The organism is Bradyrhizobium sp. UFLA05-125 (assembly GCF_059803515.1).
The window spans coordinates 115,162-134,775 of sequence record NZ_JBANBJ010000002.1 but is presented as its reverse complement, the minus strand read 5'-3'; the positions used below and the strand labels follow the sequence as shown (position 1 = coordinate 134,775).

The window sequence follows — 19,614 nt, the reverse complement described above, 5'->3', positions numbered from 1 at the left end:
TCGCCTAGCTTTGCGACGTCCTCAGCGCCCAGCTGGCGGGAAGATTGCGAAAGGCCAGATGGACCCCAGCATTGAGGGAAGCCGTCTTGAAGCCGTATTTGCCCCAAGCCGCAGCCAGCGCCTGTTTGGTGAAGATCGAGATGTGACCATTGCGCGGCCCGACGTACCACCAGGCGACACCGGAATTGCATATGTCCTCGGGCTGGGTCAGCGTGGAATAGAGCACGGCACCCGGCTCGCCCACGAATTCGACGATCCTGCCGATCCCGTCCACCGGATCAGGCAGGTGCTCGAGCGTCTCGAAGCACGTCACCAAGTCGAACCTCCCGCTGGGTTGACCTGCATGCTCCTCGACCATCGGATCGTAGGTGACGGCTTCCTTGAAGCCATGCGCCCTCAATCTGGAACAAAGCACGTCGTTGCCGCCGCCGTAGTCGAGCACCCTCATGCCGGCCTTGTGAGGAGCCCACAGGTTGGCCACCCAATCGGCGTTTCCGCTCGGACGCTTGCTGCGATAGTCAGGATCGAAGATGTGGTAGTCGTCGTTGTAGATGTGGGTCTTGAAATCGCCGAGACCCCAGTCGTCGAACGCATCGGTGAACAGGAAGCCGCAGGTTGCACACCGGCGATAATAGATCGGGATGCCCGAGAGCGGGGTGTGCTGGTCTCTCGAAATCTCACAAGGGCGGTTCATGTCGACGACGCCATAGAGCGGCGATCGGCCGCCGCAGATCTTGCAGGCCATGTGCGCCTTCGAGACCGGCCTGAGTCCCAGTTCAGCTACTGACATGCTCTACGCATTTGCTTCCGCGACGCCGCGTGCTTCAGGATGCTGGCCGGAGCCTTGAAGTCCGTTGATATCCTTCGAACACTCATCGCTTTGATGTACTGCCAGAATGTTGATGCCGAGAGCCAACGACTGGTAGCTGTTGTCCCGTAGCCAATGCTCGAGTTGCCGGTTATCCGTCTTGATTTTTTCGATGAACAGCATCGGGCGATACTTCTTGATCGTCTCCCAAGCACCCGCAAGGGCTTCCATTTCCATTCCCTCGATATCAATCTTGATGAAATCGACTCGAGGCAGGTTGAGCTCGTCCAGCGTCATTTTTTGTACGGGCACCGTGTTGTCGGTATAGTTGATCGACTGACCTATGAATTCGTTACCCGGGCGCTGCCGCAATTCCAGGCTGCCGAAGCTGGAAGGCGTAAGATAGTTTGGATTTGGAATTTGCATCGTGCCGGATTCGGAGGAAACGGCAGCATGCACCGCTAACGCATTAAAGCAGTTGTTAATGGCAATGTTGCCCGCCAGCGCATAGTAGATCCGCTCCTGGGCTTCGATCGCAATCACCGAACCCCAGCCTGTCATCGACGAGGCCCATTCGATCGTGTGCACGCCGATATTCGCGCCACAATCAATGGCGATCACTCCGTCACCGTGGTGCCGCCGTCGTAATGCCAACAAGTCGAGAGCTGCCTTGACTTCGCCTGGATCGAAGGCGGCCGTTTCCAGGATCTGAAACCCCACGCCGTAGCCACGGTCAGGACTGACCATGCGATAGTCGAATCGATTGACTATCATCGTTCCATGGTTGGACGAGGCCAAGACAAAGGCCAGCTTTTGCCCCGCGATAGGCATTGCAGAATCTCCTTTAACCTAGATCAGATGCCACTATTCCAATTTCCGCTTGTGCGAAGCTGATCCCGAGATCAGCCAGCTTGACGTGGGATCTTTTCCCACATATGCCTGCCGTCGGCGAATTCAGACGGCGGCCGGCGCGCATGCATCCTCATCTTTGGCCGGCCTCTGCACACCCTGGCGTGGAGCCGCGTCGTTACAAGCACACCGCCTGCGCAGGCCTGCTGGCAGTGATCATTGCCGTTGTCGCGGCCGCCCTGTCCGTTCGGCTGAATTCGTTTCCCGGTCTTCACGGCGACGAAGCCTGGGTCGGCCTGCGCGCGTTCGAGCAGGAGGCGCGCGGGATGTTCACGCTCCGGGGCATGAACGGCTACACGGGATCGCTCTTCCCGGAGATCGTGACGATCATCTTCTCGATCATCCCGCCCGGCGTCGGCAGCCTGCGGCTCGCGGGCGTCGTTCTGAACAGTCTGGCCCTTTGCCTGACCGTTCTTGCTCTCTGGCGAGGAGGAGCCGCAGCAATCTACTTCGTGCTGCTGATGGGATCCTCGCTCCTGTTCCTTTTCTACAGTCGTATCGCCTGGGAAGTGAACGCATTGCAGAACCTTCTGCTATCGCTTGTACTCCTGGCGCTCCCGCATGTGCTGGAGCCAGGTCGAAGCCAACCGAAATGGCTCTTTCTTCTTCTCCTCACCTTCTCGCTGGGATGCTGGAGTCACGCGATCTTTGCGGCTGCCGCGCTGTCCTTTGCTGCAGCGGCAACATTTATCGCGCTCAAATGGCCGGGTGAAGGCAGTGCGCGGCTGCTGCTGATCGGGCAGTTGAACCTGCTTGTTCAATTCGTCCTGTCCGCCAGATATTTCGTCGGCGACGGCAGCTTCGTCGGCCGCGTGCTGCCGGCGATGCTGATGGGCCTCGCTTTGGTCGCGCTCGCAACGCATGCCTATCTTCGTCTGGAATGCCGCCTTCTTCCGCACGTGCTGAGGGCGATCACCGAGCGGCGCGTCGCGAGATACGTCAATGTGCTGCTTGTCGGCTTCGTGGTGCTCTCGCTGGCCGCCTCGCCGATCGGCGATGTCAGCTTTATCGGGACGGTGTCGGGCGTAATCCTGCTCGAGCGCGTCGTCTCCTACCTGCCCGGCCCGGTCGAGATGATCGCGCTGCACGCGCGCTTGGCGTTGCTTCTCGCACTATTTGCGGCGACCGCGCTCGGAGCGTTCCGCTCCAAACGAAGCGCGCCGGAGCAACTGATCCTGCCGCTGTTCGTCTTGTGGACGATTGCCTATTTCCCCGCGCTGCGCCTCTCGATCGCCAGCGTTGCCGATCGCTACTACATCATACCGCAGTTCCTCCTCTTCGTTTCGATAGCCTCAGGTCTCGGCAACCTTCGCACGATCTGGCGAGCTCCCGTCATCGCGTTGCTGCTGGTCGGGTTTGTCGCCGCGCAAGTCACGGCGTTCCGTGAAGCCCTTCGCGAAGATGACCGGCCGCCATTCGAGCTGTTCAACTATGCCGGCTACACCGACACCTCCCGCCATTTCATGAAGCTCGATGCGCTCACGGATTATCTGAAGTCGCGGAGCTATTGCCGGGTCGAGTCGTCCAGCTTCTTCATCACCCAGCCCATGCGCTTCCTGATGGCGGTGGACCCGCCCTGCACGGGCGCCGACACTGTGTGGGTAGAGTATTGTGCGACATGTCTCGCGCCGCTTCGCGGGTTTGAGGTGCAGTTGCCGAAGTAGCTGGTCATCCGCCGATCAAAGCATCGTGTGGCGTCGCGACCGCAATTACGGTGACAGCACTGGACTCGCGGCACGCTCAGCCCAATCATCTACTGCGATCGATTGACAGGTTCGTGGAGCTCGATGGCGCAATTGAAGCGTCAGGTCAGCCATTCCCGTTTTGCGGCGTCACGGAAATCAGATGGCGTGGCACCGAACTGGCGACGGAACGCCCGATTGAAATGGGAGATATCGTTGAAGCCGTTTTCATGAGCGATCTGCGCAATGTTGAGATGGGCATAATACCGATCAATCAGCATGCGCCGGGCTCCAATCAAGCGTTCGGCTAGGACGAACGAGGAAAACGACGAGCCCTCTTCCTCGAATAATTTGCGCAGATAGCGCGATGATATTCCGTGGCTCGCAGCGATGCCCTCCGCGGATAGATCGCCATGACCAAGCCTGCGCAGGACGTCGGACCTGATCGCCGCAAGGCGTGCAGCCCTTGCCCCACGCTGTTTGGCGATATCGGCGCTGTCGCCACGAGCACCAAGCGCGAGCGCGGCAAGATCAAGAATGTGCGTCGACACGCTATGGGCGATTTCGCGATTCCCCAATTCATCGCCGGTCTGGACGATATCGAGATACCTGGTCAGGAGACGCAACGCCCGATTCTCGCTCGGAATCGGGCGGCCGAAGGCCGACGAAAGGTTCGGAACAAGCGCGGCAATAGCCGGGCGCAACAAGCCAAGAGTGATGAAGCTCCCCTCAGAATGCAAACTGCTCGTCGACGGAGCGTCAGACGTCAACACGCTGGCGCTGCCAACTCCGCTCATCAGTTCCTTGTTGAATTGCGTGGCGCTGGCGGCTCCGCTCCGCAAGATGCTGATCGTGATGCCATCGCGGCTCCGCCCCGCAAGCTCGCGCGTGACCCGGTAGTGCGCGGGGGACCGCGAGCCAGCTGCAATGTAGACGTCCGGCATCAGGCTGAACGTGACATCGGCATGGAACGGCGCATCGCCGATCGGATCGATATCGACACTGGCAATCCCTCGCCCATAGATCTCGCGCCAGGTGGCGAGGCGTTTTTTTTCGGGAATGTCCTGCGTGGAAATCCGAACGTGCCGAAACGGTTGTAGATCCTGCATGGGCCCCCCGGCCTGTAAGAAGCACTCGTCGTCCTCGGTCGCACCGAGGCGGCTTCCGGTTCAAATGGCCGACGCGCCGGCGTGTTGTCGCACGATTTCCAATCATGCGACAATGCCTGATCGATCGCTACAATCCCGCCGTACCGCCAATCCAGCGTTCCGTTTGGGACGTGCTTGACCTGTGTCGATCGGGCCACAGGCCGCTCGCAGGCCGCCAGAGGGCCGGATTAGCATATCGGCTGTTCCGGTCTCGCCAAGACGATTCGCCTCAGCATCCGATAAGTCACAACCGAACCTATCGCCGGGTGGGAGAATGCTCGTGCGATCGCTTTTTGGGATGTGAATGATAAAGACGACTATTGTTGCCGTTGCCGCGACCAGAACGCTGACGCGTGCCGCGCTGCTGGCAGGAACTTCCCTAGCTGCGATCGTGGTCCTCGCCGCACCAGCGCGGGCGCAGAATGCCGCCTGGAATACGAACCCCGCGGATAACAATTACAATAACAACGCGAACTGGACCCCCGGAGCGGTGCCTACAGGCGCGGGCACGGCATCTTTCGGCGCTACCAGCACTACGGGTAGCAATATTACGTTTTCCAGCGCGGCTACCTCTGTGGGAGGTTGGACTTTCAATGCCAGCGCGAGCAATTATCTATTCTCGCTAGGAGCAGCACAGTCTCTCACGTTCACGGGCGCCGGTATTGCCGTCAACGGTGGCAGCGTCTCGATCGCCAACAGTGGCACCCTAAATTTCGCCGGGCAGAGCACGGCGGACGATGTCGCCATCGGCAGCAGTGTGGGTGCAACGACGGATTTCTCGCAAACGGTCGGACCCGCCGCCGACCAGCGGGTGTCGGTCGGCTCCATCGGGGGAGCCGGGACCTTCTATCTTGGCGGCAACATGTTGACAGTCGGTGGCAACAATGCGTCGACGACGGTGGCCGGGATCATCTCCGATGGAGGAGCCGGTGGTGGCGTTGGCGGTGGGCTGACCAAGATTGGGACCGGCACTCTGACACTCGCTGGCGTCAACGCCTATACTGGCCTCACAGTCGTGTCGGCAGGTACGCTACAGGTCACCAACAACAGCTCGGTCGGCAGCGGCCCGATCGAGGTGGACGGCGGTACATTCCAGTCCGGCGCGGCGGGCCTTTCCTTTGCCAATCTCTTCTTAGTAGGGCCGTCAGGCGCTACCATCGACACGCAGGCCAATACCCTGACGCTCAGTGGTGTTGTCGAGGACGGATTCCCCGGACACCCCGGGAACTTCACGAAAATCGGCAGCGGGACCCTGATTTTGTCTGGGAGCGGCATCAACACCTACAGCGGTCTCACGAACGTGGCCGCCGGTACGCTGCAGGTCACGAGCAACAGCTCAATCGGCAGCGGTTCGATCGAGGTGGACGGCGGTACATTCCAGTCCGGCGCAGCGGGCCTTTCCTTTGCCAATCTCCTCTTCGTAGGACCGTCAGGCGCCACCATCGACACGCAAGCCAACACCTTGACGCTCTCCGGTGTCGTCGAGGATGGATTTCCAGGCCACAGCGGCATTCTCGTAAAAATTGGCAGCGGGACCCTGATCCTGTCAGGCACCAGTACCTACTCGGCAGCGACCGATGTCAATGCAGGCACATTGCAGGCCGGAGCGGCGAATGCGTTTGCACCGAAAAGCACGTTCACGGTTGCGACCGGAGCGAAACTCGACTTGGCCGGTTTCGACCAGACCATCGGCTCGCTCGCTGGGGCCGGCAATGTCACGCTGGGGTCGGCGACGCTGACGACTGGTGGCAACAATGCCAGCTCGATCTATTCCGGCGGGATCTCCGGTGCCGGCGGCCTGAACAAGAGCGGCTCTGGCAAGATGGTCTTGTCCGGCACTAACACCTATACTGGCCAGACCATCGTCAATGGCGGCGCGCTAGAGGTCGATGGTTCGATCGCCACCTCAGGCCTTACCACAGTGAACAGCGGTGCCACTCTTTTCGGCACGGGCACGGTCGGCAATACGCAAGTCAATTCGGGCGGCGCACTATTCGGCGGCGATAGCACGCCGGGAACATCGCTCGCGATCTCCGGCAGTCTCGCCTTCCAGTCCGGTGCGATTTACGAGATCATGCTGAACCCTTCGACCGCCTCCTCTGTGAATGTCACGGGGACGGCAACGTTGGGCGGGGCGACCGTCAATGCCGCGTTCGCTCCCGGCAGCTATGTCAGCAAGCAGTACACAATCCTGACCGCAACAGGTGGAGTCTCCGGGACGTTTTCATCCGCTCTGAACAACGTCGGCCTTCCCGCCAACTTCCACGATAGCCTGAGCTATGACGCCAACCACGTCTATCTCAATCTCACACTGGGCTTCGGTGGGCCGGGGATCAATCAAAATCAGCTGGCGGTCGGCAACGCGCTGGTCGGCTACTTCAATTCCACCGGTGGCATTCCGATGGTCTATACCAGCCTGACGCCCGCCGGCCTGACGCAGGCCTCGGGCGAGCATGCGACCGGGTCGCAGCAGACCACCTTCAACGCCATGGGCCAGTTCATGGGCCTTCTGACCGATCCCTTCATGCGCGACATCGGCTGTGGCACCAATTCGGCTGTCGTGCGCGACCGCTGCGGCGACAGTCCCGCGGGCGCGGCGGGGTATGCGGAAGAAGGTCCCGCGAACGCCTATGCCATGTTCACCAAGACGCCGCTGCGCGCACGCCCGTTCGAGCAGCGCTGGAGCGTGTGGGCCGCGGGATTTGGCGGTTCGCAGACCACCGACGGCAATACCGTCGTCGGATCGAACCGGGCGACCAGCAGCATCTTCGGAACGGCCGTCGGCGCGGACTACCTGTTCTCGCCGAACACGCTGGCCGGCTTTTCGGTGGCCGGCGGCGGCACCAATTTCGGCGTCAACGGGCTCGGCGGCGGACGCTCCGACCTGTTCCAGGCCGGCGCGTATGTGCATCACACCAACGGCCCCGCCTATGTCACGGCCGCAGCTGCCTATGGCTGGCAGGATGTGACCACCGACCGCACCGTGACGATTGCGGGCATCGATCATCTGCGCGCCGAGTTCAACGCCAATGCGTGGTCGGGTCGGCTCGAAGGCGGCTATCGCTTCGTGGCGCCGTGGATCGGCGGCGTCGGGTTCACGCCTTATGCGGCCGCCCAGGCCACGACGTTCCAACTCCCCGGCTATTCCGAACAGGTGATCTCCGGCGCGTCGGCCTTCGCGCTCAACTATGCGGCCAAGGACGCGACGGACACGCGCACCGAGCTCGGCCTGCGCACCGACAAATCCTTTGCGCAGCCGAACGGCGTCCTGACGCTGCGCGGCCGCGTTGCGTGGGCGCATGACTTCAACCCGGATCGCACGATCGCCGCGACCTTCCAGGCACTGCCGGGCGCGAGCTTCGTCGTCAACGGCGCCGCGCAGGCGCACGACTCCGCGCTCACCACCGCATCCGCCGAAATGAAATGGCTGAACGGCTGGTCGGCGGCGGCGACCTTCGAAGGGGAATTCTCGCAGGTCACCCGCTCCTACGCCGGCAAGGGCGTGGTGCGCTACGCGTGGTAAGGGCGCCGCTTCGTGCGCGGGCCTGCCGACCCGACACGCCCTCGAACGCGGCCAGTTCGGCTCGAAACACGAACGACCAGCGCGTCAAGGAGACATTGGCGATGAAGTTTTGATTCGACGCGCGCCGCGGCCTGGGCGGGGCCGGGTCAAGTCATGAACCGAAAGGCAAGGAAACCACATCGCTCTCCAGCCCCGAGATGTGGATCCCGCTCCATGGCGAATGATCAGATCCGGCGCGGCCGCGGCGCGCCAACTTCATCGACCTCACGTGCCCCGCGGCGACCCGATCAAGGCGCTACGGTTGCAACGAAATTTCAATGCCTCCCAATCTGCAAGAGCCTTCGTCGTCCTCGGTCTAGGCCAAGCGGCAGCCGGTTCAAATGGCCGACGCGTCGGCGCGTTGTTGCTTGATTTCCATCATGCGCCATCGCGTGATCGATCGGGACATCTCACGGTACTGCCAATCCAGCGTTTCGCATGGGACAAAGCCTTCGCCTCAATGCCGGCGTGGGCGGTGGCGTTGCGAGACCCTGATCGCGGCGACGCTTATCATGCTGATGACTATGGGCGTTGCCGCTCCGGCAGGGGCGCAGAACGCCAACTGGAATGCGAGTCCCGCCGACGGCAACTATAACAACAACAATAACTGGACTCCCACGACGGTGCCGAACGGCACCGCGACGTTTGTTCGGTATTTCGGTCTCGGTCGGATCGGCGGCTCCCGCCGCGCCCATGCCTGCTCCGGCGAATCAGCCTCCTTCCGCCAGTGCCAAGCCGCCTCCGCTGGCCGCGAACCAGAAAGCGCAGCCCGTCCCAGCGGCAAGGCCGCAATGAGAGCCCCGTGTCCAAGCTCGCGATTGCGCTGAACCCTTCGCACCGTCATGCAACTGGGCTGCGTCTCTTGCCGCAAGCTGGCATACCTCGTGAATTCCTTTCCCCCTGCCGGAAAGCGACCGGAGCGCGCAGTGGCGCGAACCCTGCTGCCGGAGGTTCATGAAAGTGGGTATGGAGCCGGTCTACAACGCACCCTTTCACTGCGAGGCAATTTTACGCTCACTTTCCCGGTCTTGAGCTTGCATCGTTCGGCATCTCGCCGCGGGCCCCGGAAGGCACGGACCGAAGCCGCACGAAGGCCAGGCAGGTGAAGCGATGGCAATTAACTGCACTGTCCCCGCAATTTACCGTAATTCGAACCTTGTAGAGCCCGCTGACGACCAACGGGGCATCGCTCCCAGTTGGATTTGCTTGATGTCGGATGAGCTGAATTTTCTGCGATCGCTCGCGGCCGTTCGGCCTGGAGATTCCCTGCAATCGCTGCGTCAGCTCATGGGCGACAGATGGCGCGGACCTCTGCCGCATGAGCAAGGCAAGGTCATGTGCCTCCGGCGCAGTCACGCTTTCGTCGCCCAGATCGACGTCAGCGGGGTGGTCGGCCGCGTCGAGTATGGCACGCTGTGGGTCGATCCACCGTTTTCGCCTGACGTGGATATTGCCGGACTTCGGGCGGGCATGCCGCTTCGTAAGGCACAACTCGTTTATCCCGACCTCCTTATTCGCTCCGGCCAGCATCCCATGCCGACTCTCGGTTCTGTGAAACTCGATGCAAACACCACCCTGCGCCTTCAGTTTCTGTTCGACGAGCTGCGCGTGATCGGGTTCGTCAGCGAAAAGGCGGCGTTTCCTGCGAAAGTCGATATGGTGTACCCGGCGCCAACTGAGCCACCAGGACACCCGTTCCGTGACCCCAATTTCAAGCTGGCAGTCCTGAGCGACCTGCTTGATCGCAACATCATCCATCTTGGTACAAAGCGCGAGCTTGCCTCTTTTGTGCATGGCCGGCCCTTTGATATCGATGCGAAAGGCTATGAATTCATTCGCCCCGTCTACGACTATCTCGTGCGCTATCCGCTAACGGCCGACCAACTGGGTGCGGTCGAACGCATCGATTGCGCCGATGGAGGATCATCGATCCATTCCTACATTTGGCCGTTTTGGTCCGGGGAATCGAATGAGTTCGACGTTCAAAGCGTCGATGGCATCGAGCTTTGCAGGAATGTGACGGAGCTTTTGGATCTGCCGACTGTGGATGTATTCGACTTCAAGAGCGCGCCGCTTCGGCGTCTGCCAAAGCTGACCCGACTCACGCTGACCATTGGGCCTTATTCAAATATCGAGGCGCTGCTCGATCTGCCCGCACTCGGGGAATGCCATCTCTGGGGCAATCAGATCTTTGCCGACGTCACGACGCCAGGTCATCCGTCGCGTCGGGTCATGGAGGCGTTGCGCGCTCGCGGCGTAAGAATCCGCGTTCAATTCATTTTTTGTGATGGACCACCGCCGTCGGCGTTCGAATGACGGCGCACCCGAGGGCTGAACGACGCCGACCCGGATCGCGAGGTCATTGCCGAAGAATGACGCCTCGCTTGTGTCGAGCATTCTCGACCGCATTGCGTAATTCCTCTTCCTCCGCTGTCCCGAACCGATCTATCACGTCGTCATAGACCGCGATGGCTTCCTTGCGCCGGCCCAATTGTTCGAGCAATGAGCTCTTGCTAAACAACGCCTCGGCGGCCTCCTCGCGCAATCCCACCTCCTCCGCCGCCCCGAACCGCCGGACCACATCGTCATAGACCGCGATCGCCTCCTCGTTGCGGTCAAATCGTTTGAATGCGTAGCCCTTTTCGTGAAGAGCCCTCGCAGCCTGTTTGCGCAACCACGCCTCGCTTGCTGTCCCGAACCGCCGCACGACATCGTCGTAGACCGTGAGAGCTTCGTTGAAAGCTTCGTTTCCTCGACCCGAGAAAGCCAGGGTCATGGCCTTGTGGCGCAGCGCCTCCGCGACCTGCTCGCGCAACTCTGGCTCGCTCGCCGCGCCGAACCAGCGCACGACATCGTCGAAAGCAGCGATCTCCTCGTCGTTGCGATCCAGTAGCGCAAGGGCCATGCCCTTGTAGACAAGAGCCTTCGCGACCTCCTCGCGCAATGCTGGCTCGGTCGCCGTCCCGAACCGGCGCACGAGATCGTCGCAGACCGCGATAGCTTCGTTGAAAGCTTCGTTTCGTCTTGCCGAGTTGGCTCGGATGATGGCCTTGTAGCCCGAGTAGCCTAGGGTCATGGCCTTGTTACGCAGCGCCTCCGCGACCTGCAGGCGCGAACTGGGCTTCGTCGGACTTGCCGAACCGGCGCACGATATCGTCGTAACCTGCGACCTCTTCGTCGCTGCGGCTTGATTGTGCGGCGGTCCCGCTATCGGTCTGCGCTACGGCGGCGTCTTTCCCCGCAAAAGCCGAACCAACCAATACGATCGCGAGAGCGACCAGCCAGCGGTTGAGGTGGTTGGACGAGAGGATGGTACGGTGAAATTGCGGCGATGCCATATTCGGTCCGACGACTAGCAGATTTGACGGCCCTTTTGTCGCTGTTGCAAAGGCTGCGGTTCAGAGATGGCGGGGAGAAGCGGCTGTCCAACGTTCGTGGCCGGTCGATTGAACCGGCAGACGGCTTCCTGCGACGAACAGCGCGGGAAGCGGCCGTCCATCATGCACGGCCGGGTTCATTCATGAGGGCGCTCTTGAAAATCTCGTCTACGATCTTCGCCGCCGTGGTTATCCTGCATTGTGCAACCGCCATGGCACAGCAACAACAATCGCCGCCTCCCGATCTTGGCCTGCACGAGATCGCGGATTCGGACACGGATCGTTACATCGCAAAGTCCAACGGCGTCGTCGGCCTCCTGAACGCCTCGCTGCGCGGCAAAGAATCCTGGAACAGGTATCTGAGCTGGGTCGATGTGAGGCGCGGCCCGACAGGCAAGGAACGCATCATCTATGGCCTGTACTCGGTCGGATCGTCGGCCAAGGACGCGATCGAGAAGGCGCGCAAGGCAGCGGGCGACAAGCCGGCGATCCCTGCACTCGACGACGCAACGAAGCAGCTCGCCTCAGCCTTCGAAACGCTGATTCCGATCCTGAACGAAGCGGAAGCCTACTACGATCGAAAGGACTATCTTTCCGACAACATGACCGGCGGCAAGGCGCTGCATGAAAAGCTGGTGCCGGCGGCAACGGCGTTTCTCGCTGCGCGCGCCACGACCGAGGCACTGCAGAACCAATTCAAGGACATGCTCGATCATCAGCAATTGGCGAAGATCGAAAAGGCCGAAGGCAAAAGCGTGCGCTGGCACGTACTCAACACCATGACACTGGCGAAGAAGGCGGTCGACCTGATGCCGTCGAGCCCGAAGGGTGGCGAAGACCTCCAGCAGTTCGATGCAGCGCTCGCGGCCTTCGGCAACGCCGTGCGTGACTTCGATACGGCGATCCGCGAGTCCGGAAAATCCACCTCGATCGATTCGGCTCCGCGAGATATTCTCGGCAAATTGCGCGAGATGCGCGACAACATCGCCAAGGGCCACGCCGACAACATGACGTACTCGATGGACTACAACGGCGTCATCCAGCGGTATAACATGATGGTGACGATGTCGAACGCATTCCGTTGAACTGACGGTCGACGGGCTTTCCTGATGCTCCACCGACAAATCGAGTCCGGCCGCCTGCTTCGCTCAAGACGCTGTGCAATTACAACTACGCAATCACAGCAACCAGCGCTGTCAACGTAGTTTCCCGTTTCGCTACGGTTGTGGTTGCGAGATGGAGACGTTCTTAGGCACCAACATGCGTCTAAAGCTGTTACATGTCCTGATTGTTTTTACGATTTCCGCAACAAGCCTTACCAGAGCGTGCGTGATTTCCCGGCTATCCGGCGAGGAGTTGAAAGAACAAGCGTCGGTAGTCGTCGAGGCGGTTGTTCTGGCCAAGCAGGCCGCTGGCCATAGCTTCAGAGGGGGTGACCATCGTTACGATATTCGAGTCGATGCAGTATTCAAGGGGGAGATATCCGAAGGACCGAATGTAGCTGCGTATAAGGACCTGAGAGTACACGGCCGTGGAAATCCAAAAGTCTGCCCCCAGAAGCACGGGTCGGGAATTGAACATGACCTTGTGCCTGGGCGACGGTATAAATTGTTTATGCGCTCTACTGAAGATCCAGAAGTGCTCCTTGCGGAGAATGGCTACTGGCCTCCTATGAGACTTGAAGGAATATCCGGCATTGTGGCTTATGCCCACACAATCGATGGCGCCAGCGCGAGCGCGATTGACGATCTACTGAGAGGGCTTGAAAACCAGGATGCGGGAATTCGAGAGAGTTCTGCTAGGTGGCTCGGCTCTATAGGTCGGCCAGCACAACGCGCCATTCCAGTATTGCGACAACTCCTGGAAAGCGATCTCGATGAAAGCGTGCGAACAGCGGCCGAGAAGGCCATAGGTGAGATTGAGAAGCGCTAAACCAGTGCCTTTAACCGACTCGCGTTCGACCTTCGAGGCCACAATATCTTGTGTTGCCGGTCGACGCGGCGGTCAATCCCTACTTTGCATGAGGTTGATTTCGATAAAACGAAATTAGATTTACCGACTGCACCCGCGATGACGGAACCTACGACGCCCCGAAATCCTTCGGCGTAAACGTCAGATCCAGCACCTTCCACTCCTCGTACTTGTCGGCCGGCAGCATGGTGTAGGGCTGGCAGGCCTGGAGCGCGGCCCTGGCGGCCTGCATCAGGGCGAGGCCCTTGGCGGGCGATGCGCTGGCCTCGATGAGTGCGGGGACGGTGGCGAGCTGGCCATCAGTCGTCATGAAGGTGCGCATCTTGATGTGGATGTTGTCGGACGGCGCGATCGTGTCCGGCAGCTTGGCGCAGCTTCGCAGGTGGCGGCGGAATTCGGCGATGACGTTGGCCGGAAGCTTGGCCGCCTCAGCGGTCGTGGCACCGCCAGTGTCATCATCCTTGGGAGCGTCTTTCGACAAGGGCGGCAGCTCGGCGGGCAAGCCGAGCATCACGCCGTATTTGAGTGTGACATCGGGCTCCGCTGGTTTGTAGCTCGGGGCCTGCGGCGCAGGTTGCTGCTGAGGCTGAGGCTGCGGTTGAGCTTTGGCCTCGCGCTTGATCGGCGTGGGCGAAGGCTGCGGCTGCGGTGAAGCCTGTGGCGTCGGCAGCGGCGATGGCTGCTGTGCTGGTTGCGGCGGCGGAGGCGGTGGCGGCGCAGGCGCTTCCGCCTTGTCCTTCGCGGTCAGCTCGGGCAACGATAGTTGCGGCGACGGCGTCGGTTCCGGCTCCTTCTGCTTCAGTTCCTCCGGCGTCACGATGTCGACGGCGACCGTGTCGCTCGGCGGGGGATGGAACGGATGCACCTCGCTGATCAGGACGATCAGCGCGACCAGCGTCAGGTGCACGACGGCCGACGCCGCGAGGTCCGTCCGTATGATCCGCCGCCAATCCATGGCCCAACTTCGGTTGCTATCCACGGTCCTAGCATATGAATGCGGCGCCTCAATCCCATTTCGGCGCGAAGCCGAAATCGGTCAGCCGGCCCTTGGGATGGGCGAGCGCGGCAATCTGGCCCATTTCGTCGGGCGACAATTCGAAGTCGAAGATCTCGATGTTTTCCGACAGACGTTCGACGCGCGAGGTGCGCGGGATGGCGACGACGTTCTGCTGTACCAGCCAGCGCAGGCAGATTTGCGCGGCTGTCTTGCGATGGGCTCGGCCGATCCCGGCCATGGTCTCGTCGTTCTTGATGCGCCCCCTGGCGATCGGGCTGTAGGCGACGACTGCAAGACCGTGCTTGTCGCAGGCCGCCCTCACCTTGCTCTGATCCAGATACGGATGAAACTCGACCTGGTCGCAGACCAGCGGCTCCGGACACGCAGCGATCGCTTCCTCGATGAGCGCCACCGTGAAGTTGGAGACGCCGATATGCCGCGTCAGCCCGAGCCGCTTGGCATGCGCCAGCGCGCCGAGCGTCTCGACAAGCGGCACGTGCGGATTGGGCCAGTGCAGCAGCAACAGATCGACCGACGGCAGCCGAAGCCTGACCAGGCTTTCCTTGACAGAGCGCTCGAGATCGTTGGGGGCGAAATGATTGGTCCAGACCTTCGTGGTGATGAAGACGTCGTCGCGGCGCACGCCGGAGGCGCGAACACCGTCGCCGACCTCGCGCTCATTGTCGTAGACCTGTGCCGTGTCGATATGGCGGTAGCCAAGCCGCAGCGCCTGCTCCACCACGCGCGCGCAGTTCCGGCCGCTCAGCTCCCAGGTCCCGAGCCCGAGAGCCGGAATGCTTGCACCATTGGCCTCGACGAACAGCATGAGGAATCCTCTCCTCGCTCGCCCCCGGTTGCATTATGGACCCCGAGCCCGCGGCTGCCAACCGAGGTGGCTGGCGATATCCGGATTGGCCGGATGAGCCTTATCGTCAGGCCTTGGCGAGCGCCCGGAAGACCGTGTCGGGCGCATGCGCGATCACCGCGAGCAGCGCCCGCGCAGGTCCGCGCGGCGCGCGCTTGCCCTGCTCCCAGTTGCGGATGGTCTCGACGGGCACGCCGAGTTTTGCGGCGAACTCCATCTGGGTGAGACAGGCGCGACGGCGCAGGTCGCGCACTTCAAGCGGGCCGGCTTCGCTCGGCGCAGCCGCGTCTTGCAGCGGAAGCTCCTGCCCGTCCCGCAACTCGACGATCCGTCCGTCCGCTTTCAGCCGCAACCGCATGTTCATCCCCAAGCGGAGCGATCATGATCGAGGTGGCTTAAGTTCGGATTAATGATAGTCGCCGGTAGCCCGGATGGAGCTAAGCGCAATCCGGGACCGGCTGTCACTTGGGGCAAAAACCCGGATTACGCTTCGCTCCATCCGGGCTACGAACTCCCACGCCTATTTCAGCCCGAACCACAAGCTCGCAATGCCGAGGAAGGAGAAGAAGCCGACGACATCGGTCACCGTCGTGACGAAGGTGCCGGAGGCGACCGCGGGATCGGCCCGCACCCGTTCGAGCCCCATGGGGATCAGAATGCCGCCGAGCGCGCCGGCGACGAGGTTGCAGATGATCGCAAGACCGATGACGATGCCGAGGCCCGGGATCTTGAACCAGGCCACCGCGGCAATGCCGGTGATCACCGCAAAGGCGAGGCCGTTGACGAGGCCGACGAAGGTCTCGCGCATCACCACGCGCCAGGCGTTGGAAGAGCCGAGTTCGCGGGTGGCGAGCGCCCGCACCGCGACCGTCATGGTCTGGGTCGCGGCGTTGCCGCCCTGGCTGGCCACGATCGGCGCCAGCACGGCGAGCGCCACCATTTTCTCGAGCTGCCCCTCGAACAGGCCGAGCACGGAAGACGCCAGGAACGCGGTGGCGAGATTGACCAGGAGCCAGTTGAAGCGGGCGCGCGCAATGGTCAGCACGCTGTCGGACAGTTCTTCGTCGCTGGTGACGCCGCCGAGCGCCTTCAGGTCCTCGTCCGCCTCCTCCTCGATGACGTCGACGACGTCGTCGACGGTGACGACGCCGACCAGGCGATCCTGGGTATCGACGACGGGAGCCGCAACCAGATTGTACTTGCCGAACATGCGCGCCACCTCCTCCTGGTCCTCCAGGACGGAGACGCGGCGGCGATCCTCGTCGCAGAGATCCGCGAGCGGCACCGGGCGGCGAGCGCGCAACAGCACGTCGAGCGGAACGGCGCCCTGCCAGTGCTGGTCCTTGTCGACGACGTAGATCTCGTAGAAGCGGTCCGGCAGATCGGGCGTCTCGCGCATGTAGTCGATCGCCTGGCCCACGGTGAAATCCTGGGGCACCGCGATGAACTCGGTCTGCATCCGCCTTCCGGCTGAGTTTTCCGGATAAAGCAGGCTGCGTTCGAGCGCGACGCGCTCGGGCAGTGGCAGTTTCTCGAGAATCTCCTCCTGATCCGCCTCATCGAGGGTCTCGAGCAGCTCGACGGCGTCGTCGGATTCGAGCTCGCGGACACCCTCGGCGACCGTTTCCGGGGGCAGTTCCTCGAGGATCTCCTCGCGCACGGCCTCGTCGACCTCGTTCAGGGCCGAGAAGTCGAAATCGCGCCCCGTCAGCTCGACCAGCCGGACGCGGTCGTCCGGCTCCAGCGCGCCAATGAGGTCGCCGAGGTCCGCCTCATGCAGTTCCGCGACGATGGCCCGCAACTGGGTGCTGTCGGAGGCTTCGATGGCCCGTGCGATCTCCGCGACGAATTCGTGACGAATTTCGCCATCTTCGTTACGCATGGGAACGTGCTCGAGGACCGAGGCCCCGGCGGCCTCGGCAACGTCCATATGTTCGTCCAAGGCGCGCCTCGCCGTTTGACAGGATGGATCAATTGGTCTGAGCTGGAGTTCAGGCAATAGTCACAAGGCAATATCGAGCGCAATGAGAAAGATGCGTCTGCACCAATGGCCCCTGTCGGTCGCCGTCGCGGCGGCTGTGCTTGCCGGCACCACGGCGGCGGCGGACGCGGCCGACTGCCCACGCCAGGATGCGCTCGGCACCGCGCGCGTGCTCAGCGTCGATGCCAAGGCCTACCCGCGGGTCGGGCTGAAGAGCTTTCCGCAGACCCTGCCGCTCGCCGATCACGAGGTCGTGCTGACCTTCGATGACGGGCCCCGGCCCCCGCACACGCAAAAGGTGCTGGCGGCACTCGCTCACGAATGCGTGCGCGCCACCTTCTTCCTGGTCGGCCAGTCGTCAGCGGAGTCCCCGGCACTGGTGAAGCGGATCGCGGCCGAAGGTCACACGGTGGCGCATCACACCTGGTCGCATCCAATGGCATCGAAAATCTCCTTCGAACAGGCAAAGGAGAACATCGACCGCGGGATCGAAGCCGACGAGAAGGCACTCAATGGCGTGGCGACCAGCACGCCGTCGACGCCGTTCTTCCGCTTCCCCTATTTCGATTCCACGCCGGCGACGCTCGATCTGCTCCAGTCGCGCGGCATCGCCGTGTTTGGAGCAGACCTTTGGGCGAACGACTGGGACGACATCACCCCAGAGCAGGAGCTGAAGAAGGTCACGGAGCGGCTCGAGGCCGCCAAGAAGGGAATCATCCTGTTTCACGACGCGCAGGCGCGAACCGCGGCCATGATGCCGGCCTTCCTGCGGTACCTGCACGACAATGCCTACCACGTCGTTCACATTGTCCCGGCGGCGACGGAAAAGAACGCCAATGCGCATTGATGCCGGAATGTCACGGCGGCCCAAAATGGCGTGATCGCGAGGCAATTAAGCTTCCGTTCATGCTAGGCCATGCAAATTCGACCAGGGACCCGCGCCTGAACCATTTCGGCCGGGCTTCGACCAAGGTTCGGGCGTCGCATGGATGTTCGGTCGCGGATCGCGTACGAGGGCAAACGGAGAGCAATGATCGGTCGTAGAGTTTCCTACCGAACACGGTCCTGGATCGTCTGCCTCGGATTTTTGACGGCCGGCCCTGCCGCCGCGCTCGCGGCCGACTGTCCCGGCCATCCCGACGCGCTCGGCACCTCGCGCACGATCGTGGTCGACCCCCGCGAGCATCCGCGGATCGGCACAATGCAGTACCGGGAAACGCTGCCGCTGAGGGATCACGAGGTGGTCCTGACCTTCGATGACGGACCGCTGCCGAAATACTCGAACCAGGTGCTTCAGATCCTGGCCAATGAGTGCATCAAGGCGACCTTCTTCACCATCGGCAATCAGGCCAAGGCGAACCCCGAGGGCGTGCGCAAGCTGGTCGCGGCCGGCCACACCGTCGGCACGCACAGCCTCACCCATCCCCTGACCTTCGAGAAGATGCCGATCGAGAAGGCGCAGGCCGAGATCGAAGGCGGCATCCAGTGGACCACGGCGGCGATGACCGATCCGTCGGCGCTGGCGCCGTTCTTCCGGATTCCCGGGCTGCTGCGCGCTGATGCCGTCGAGAACTATCTCATCTCGCGCGGCATCCAGGTCTGGAGCGCCGATTTCCCGGCCGACGACTGGCGGCACGTCTCGCCCGAGCGCGTCCATCAGCTCGCGATCCAGCGGCTGGAGGCCAAGGGCAAGGGCATTCTGCTCCTGCACGACATCCAGCCGCGCACGGTGGCGGCGCTGCCGAAGATCATCCAGGACCTCAAGGCACGCGGCTATCGCATCGTGCATGTGGTGCCGGCGACTGCCGATCGGCCGGCGACGCCGACCGAGCCGGTCGAATGGCTGCTGCATCCTGCGAGCGAGAATGTGGCCGCGGTGCGCTGGCCGAGGATTCCGAACTTCGTCTTCACGCGGAGCGAAACGCTGCCGGCCCCACTGCTGTCGGATCTGAATGCCGAGCTGCCGCGCCGGGTGGCCTCGTCGCACTGGGGCGTCGCGAAGGCCGGCGCGGAGAACCTGCCGGTTCCGAGCCGGGACCTTTTCGAGATCAAGGAAGGCTCGCTCGAAGTGCTCTTCGCCACGACGGCGGCGCGCCACGTCGCGACGACGCTGGCGCGGGGCAGCGCGGCCGATGCGATCTCATCGAGGAACGCAAAGGGCCGCGGCCGGGCAGCGGCGGTCGCCGCCCATGGTGGCCGACGCGCGCCGGCCGCACGCACCACGGCCAAGCACATGGCGCAAAACGCCAACGCAAGCGCGGCACGCCCGACCAAGCTCGCGAGCCTGAAGAAGCGGCAGCAGTAAAATCCTTAC

The 19,614-nt window shown here is 62.3% G+C and carries 17 protein-coding genes; 8 read left to right on the top strand and 9 right to left on the bottom strand.

From position 1 onward, the window contains the following. Window positions 1-4: 4 nt before the first annotated feature. On the bottom strand, window positions 5-790 hold the full coding sequence (locus SO156_RS04025; RefSeq protein ID WP_458143021.1) for a class I SAM-dependent methyltransferase: 786 nt from the start codon (window positions 788-790) through the stop codon (window positions 5-7). 3 nt (window positions 791-793) lie between these two features. Next, window positions 794-1,639 carry an FkbM family methyltransferase gene (locus SO156_RS04020; RefSeq protein ID WP_498533924.1) on the bottom strand — a complete coding sequence of 282 codons (846 nt, stop codon included), beginning with the start codon at window positions 1,637-1,639 and terminating at the stop codon, window positions 794-796. A 182-nt stretch (window positions 1,640-1,821) separates the two neighbouring features. Here SO156_RS04020 and SO156_RS04015 point away from each other — a divergent pair, with 182 nt between their 5' ends. Beyond that, window positions 1,822-3,381 carry a hypothetical protein gene (locus SO156_RS04015; RefSeq protein ID WP_498533923.1) on the top strand — a complete coding sequence of 520 codons (1,560 nt, stop codon included), beginning with the start codon at window positions 1,822-1,824 and terminating at the stop codon, window positions 3,379-3,381. A gap of 140 nt (window positions 3,382-3,521) precedes the next feature. On the opposite strand, the gene SO156_RS04010 is transcribed toward SO156_RS04015, so the two are convergent. Beyond that, window positions 3,522-4,343 (bottom strand): helix-turn-helix transcriptional regulator, encoded by an 822-nt coding sequence (locus tag SO156_RS04010; RefSeq protein ID WP_498533922.1) that lies wholly within the window; start codon window positions 4,341-4,343, stop codon window positions 3,522-3,524. A gap of 21 nt (window positions 4,344-4,364) precedes the next feature. On the opposite strand from SO156_RS04010, the gene SO156_RS04005 reads away from it, so the two are divergent. The 3 genes from SO156_RS04005 to SO156_RS03995 all read left to right on the top strand — a co-directional run bounded on the left by SO156_RS04005 (window position 4,365) and on the right by SO156_RS03995 (window position 10,425). After that, on the top strand, window positions 4,365-4,499 hold the full coding sequence (locus SO156_RS04005) for a hypothetical protein (protein WP_498533921.1): 135 nt from the start codon (window positions 4,365-4,367) through the stop codon (window positions 4,497-4,499). Window positions 4,500-4,851: 352 nt separating this feature from the next. After that, a complete protein-coding gene (locus tag SO156_RS04000) occupies window positions 4,852-8,070 on the top strand; it encodes an autotransporter outer membrane beta-barrel domain-containing protein (protein WP_498533920.1) in 3,219 nt (1,072 codons plus the stop codon). A gap of 1,248 nt (window positions 8,071-9,318) precedes the next feature. Continuing rightward, the gene (locus tag SO156_RS03995; protein WP_498533919.1) at window positions 9,319-10,425 is read left to right on the top strand and encodes a DUF6892 domain-containing protein; all 1,107 of its coding nucleotides are present in this window, start codon (window positions 9,319-9,321) and stop codon (window positions 10,423-10,425) included. A gap of 43 nt (window positions 10,426-10,468) precedes the next feature. On the opposite strand, the gene SO156_RS03990 is transcribed toward SO156_RS03995, so the two are convergent. Together SO156_RS03990 and SO156_RS03985 are read right to left on the bottom strand one after the other, a co-directional pair. Further along, a complete protein-coding gene (locus tag SO156_RS03990) occupies window positions 10,469-11,185 on the bottom strand; it encodes a tetratricopeptide repeat protein (protein WP_498533918.1) in 717 nt (238 codons plus the stop codon). Window positions 11,186-11,192: 7 nt separating this feature from the next. Beyond that, window positions 11,193-11,447: a hypothetical protein gene (locus SO156_RS03985; RefSeq protein WP_498533917.1), complete on the bottom strand. Its 255-nt coding sequence runs from the start codon at window positions 11,445-11,447 to the stop codon at window positions 11,193-11,195. A gap of 194 nt (window positions 11,448-11,641) precedes the next feature. Between SO156_RS03985 and SO156_RS03980 the strand changes: the two genes are divergently transcribed. Next, the gene (locus SO156_RS03980) at window positions 11,642-12,571 is read left to right on the top strand and encodes a YiiG family protein (protein WP_498533916.1); all 930 of its coding nucleotides are present in this window, start codon (window positions 11,642-11,644) and stop codon (window positions 12,569-12,571) included. A gap of 151 nt (window positions 12,572-12,722) precedes the next feature. After that, a complete protein-coding gene (locus SO156_RS03975) occupies window positions 12,723-13,418 on the top strand; it encodes a HEAT repeat domain-containing protein (RefSeq protein ID WP_498533915.1) in 696 nt (231 codons plus the stop codon). Between the two features lie 148 nt (window positions 13,419-13,566). Here SO156_RS03975 and tolA read toward each other — a convergent pair whose 3' ends face one another. From tolA to mgtE, 4 genes are all read right to left on the bottom strand, one after another. Next, window positions 13,567-14,412, bottom strand: coding sequence for a cell envelope integrity protein TolA (tolA, locus tag SO156_RS03970; RefSeq protein WP_498533914.1), 846 nt, complete (start codon window positions 14,410-14,412; stop codon window positions 13,567-13,569). Window positions 14,413-14,461: 49 nt separating this feature from the next. Continuing rightward, window positions 14,462-15,280, bottom strand: a complete 819-nt coding sequence (locus SO156_RS03965) for an aldo/keto reductase (protein WP_498533913.1) — start codon at window positions 15,278-15,280, stop codon at window positions 14,462-14,464. A gap of 106 nt (window positions 15,281-15,386) precedes the next feature. Next, window positions 15,387-15,683 carry a helix-turn-helix domain-containing protein gene (locus SO156_RS03960; protein ID WP_498533912.1) on the bottom strand — a complete coding sequence of 99 codons (297 nt, stop codon included), beginning with the start codon at window positions 15,681-15,683 and terminating at the stop codon, window positions 15,387-15,389. A gap of 156 nt (window positions 15,684-15,839) precedes the next feature. Beyond that, a complete protein-coding gene (gene mgtE / locus SO156_RS03955; RefSeq protein ID WP_458143004.1) occupies window positions 15,840-17,261 on the bottom strand; it encodes a magnesium transporter in 1,422 nt (473 codons plus the stop codon). 82 nt (window positions 17,262-17,343) lie between these two features. Between mgtE and SO156_RS03950 the strand changes: the two genes are divergently transcribed. Beyond that, entirely contained in the window at window positions 17,344-18,147 is an 804-nt protein-coding gene (locus SO156_RS03950) for a polysaccharide deacetylase family protein (protein WP_498533911.1), read from the top strand. A gap of 183 nt (window positions 18,148-18,330) precedes the next feature. Next, the gene (locus SO156_RS03945; protein ID WP_498533910.1) at window positions 18,331-19,605 is read left to right on the top strand and encodes a polysaccharide deacetylase family protein; all 1,275 of its coding nucleotides are present in this window, start codon (window positions 18,331-18,333) and stop codon (window positions 19,603-19,605) included. The last annotated feature ends 9 nt before the right edge of the window (window positions 19,606-19,614 follow it).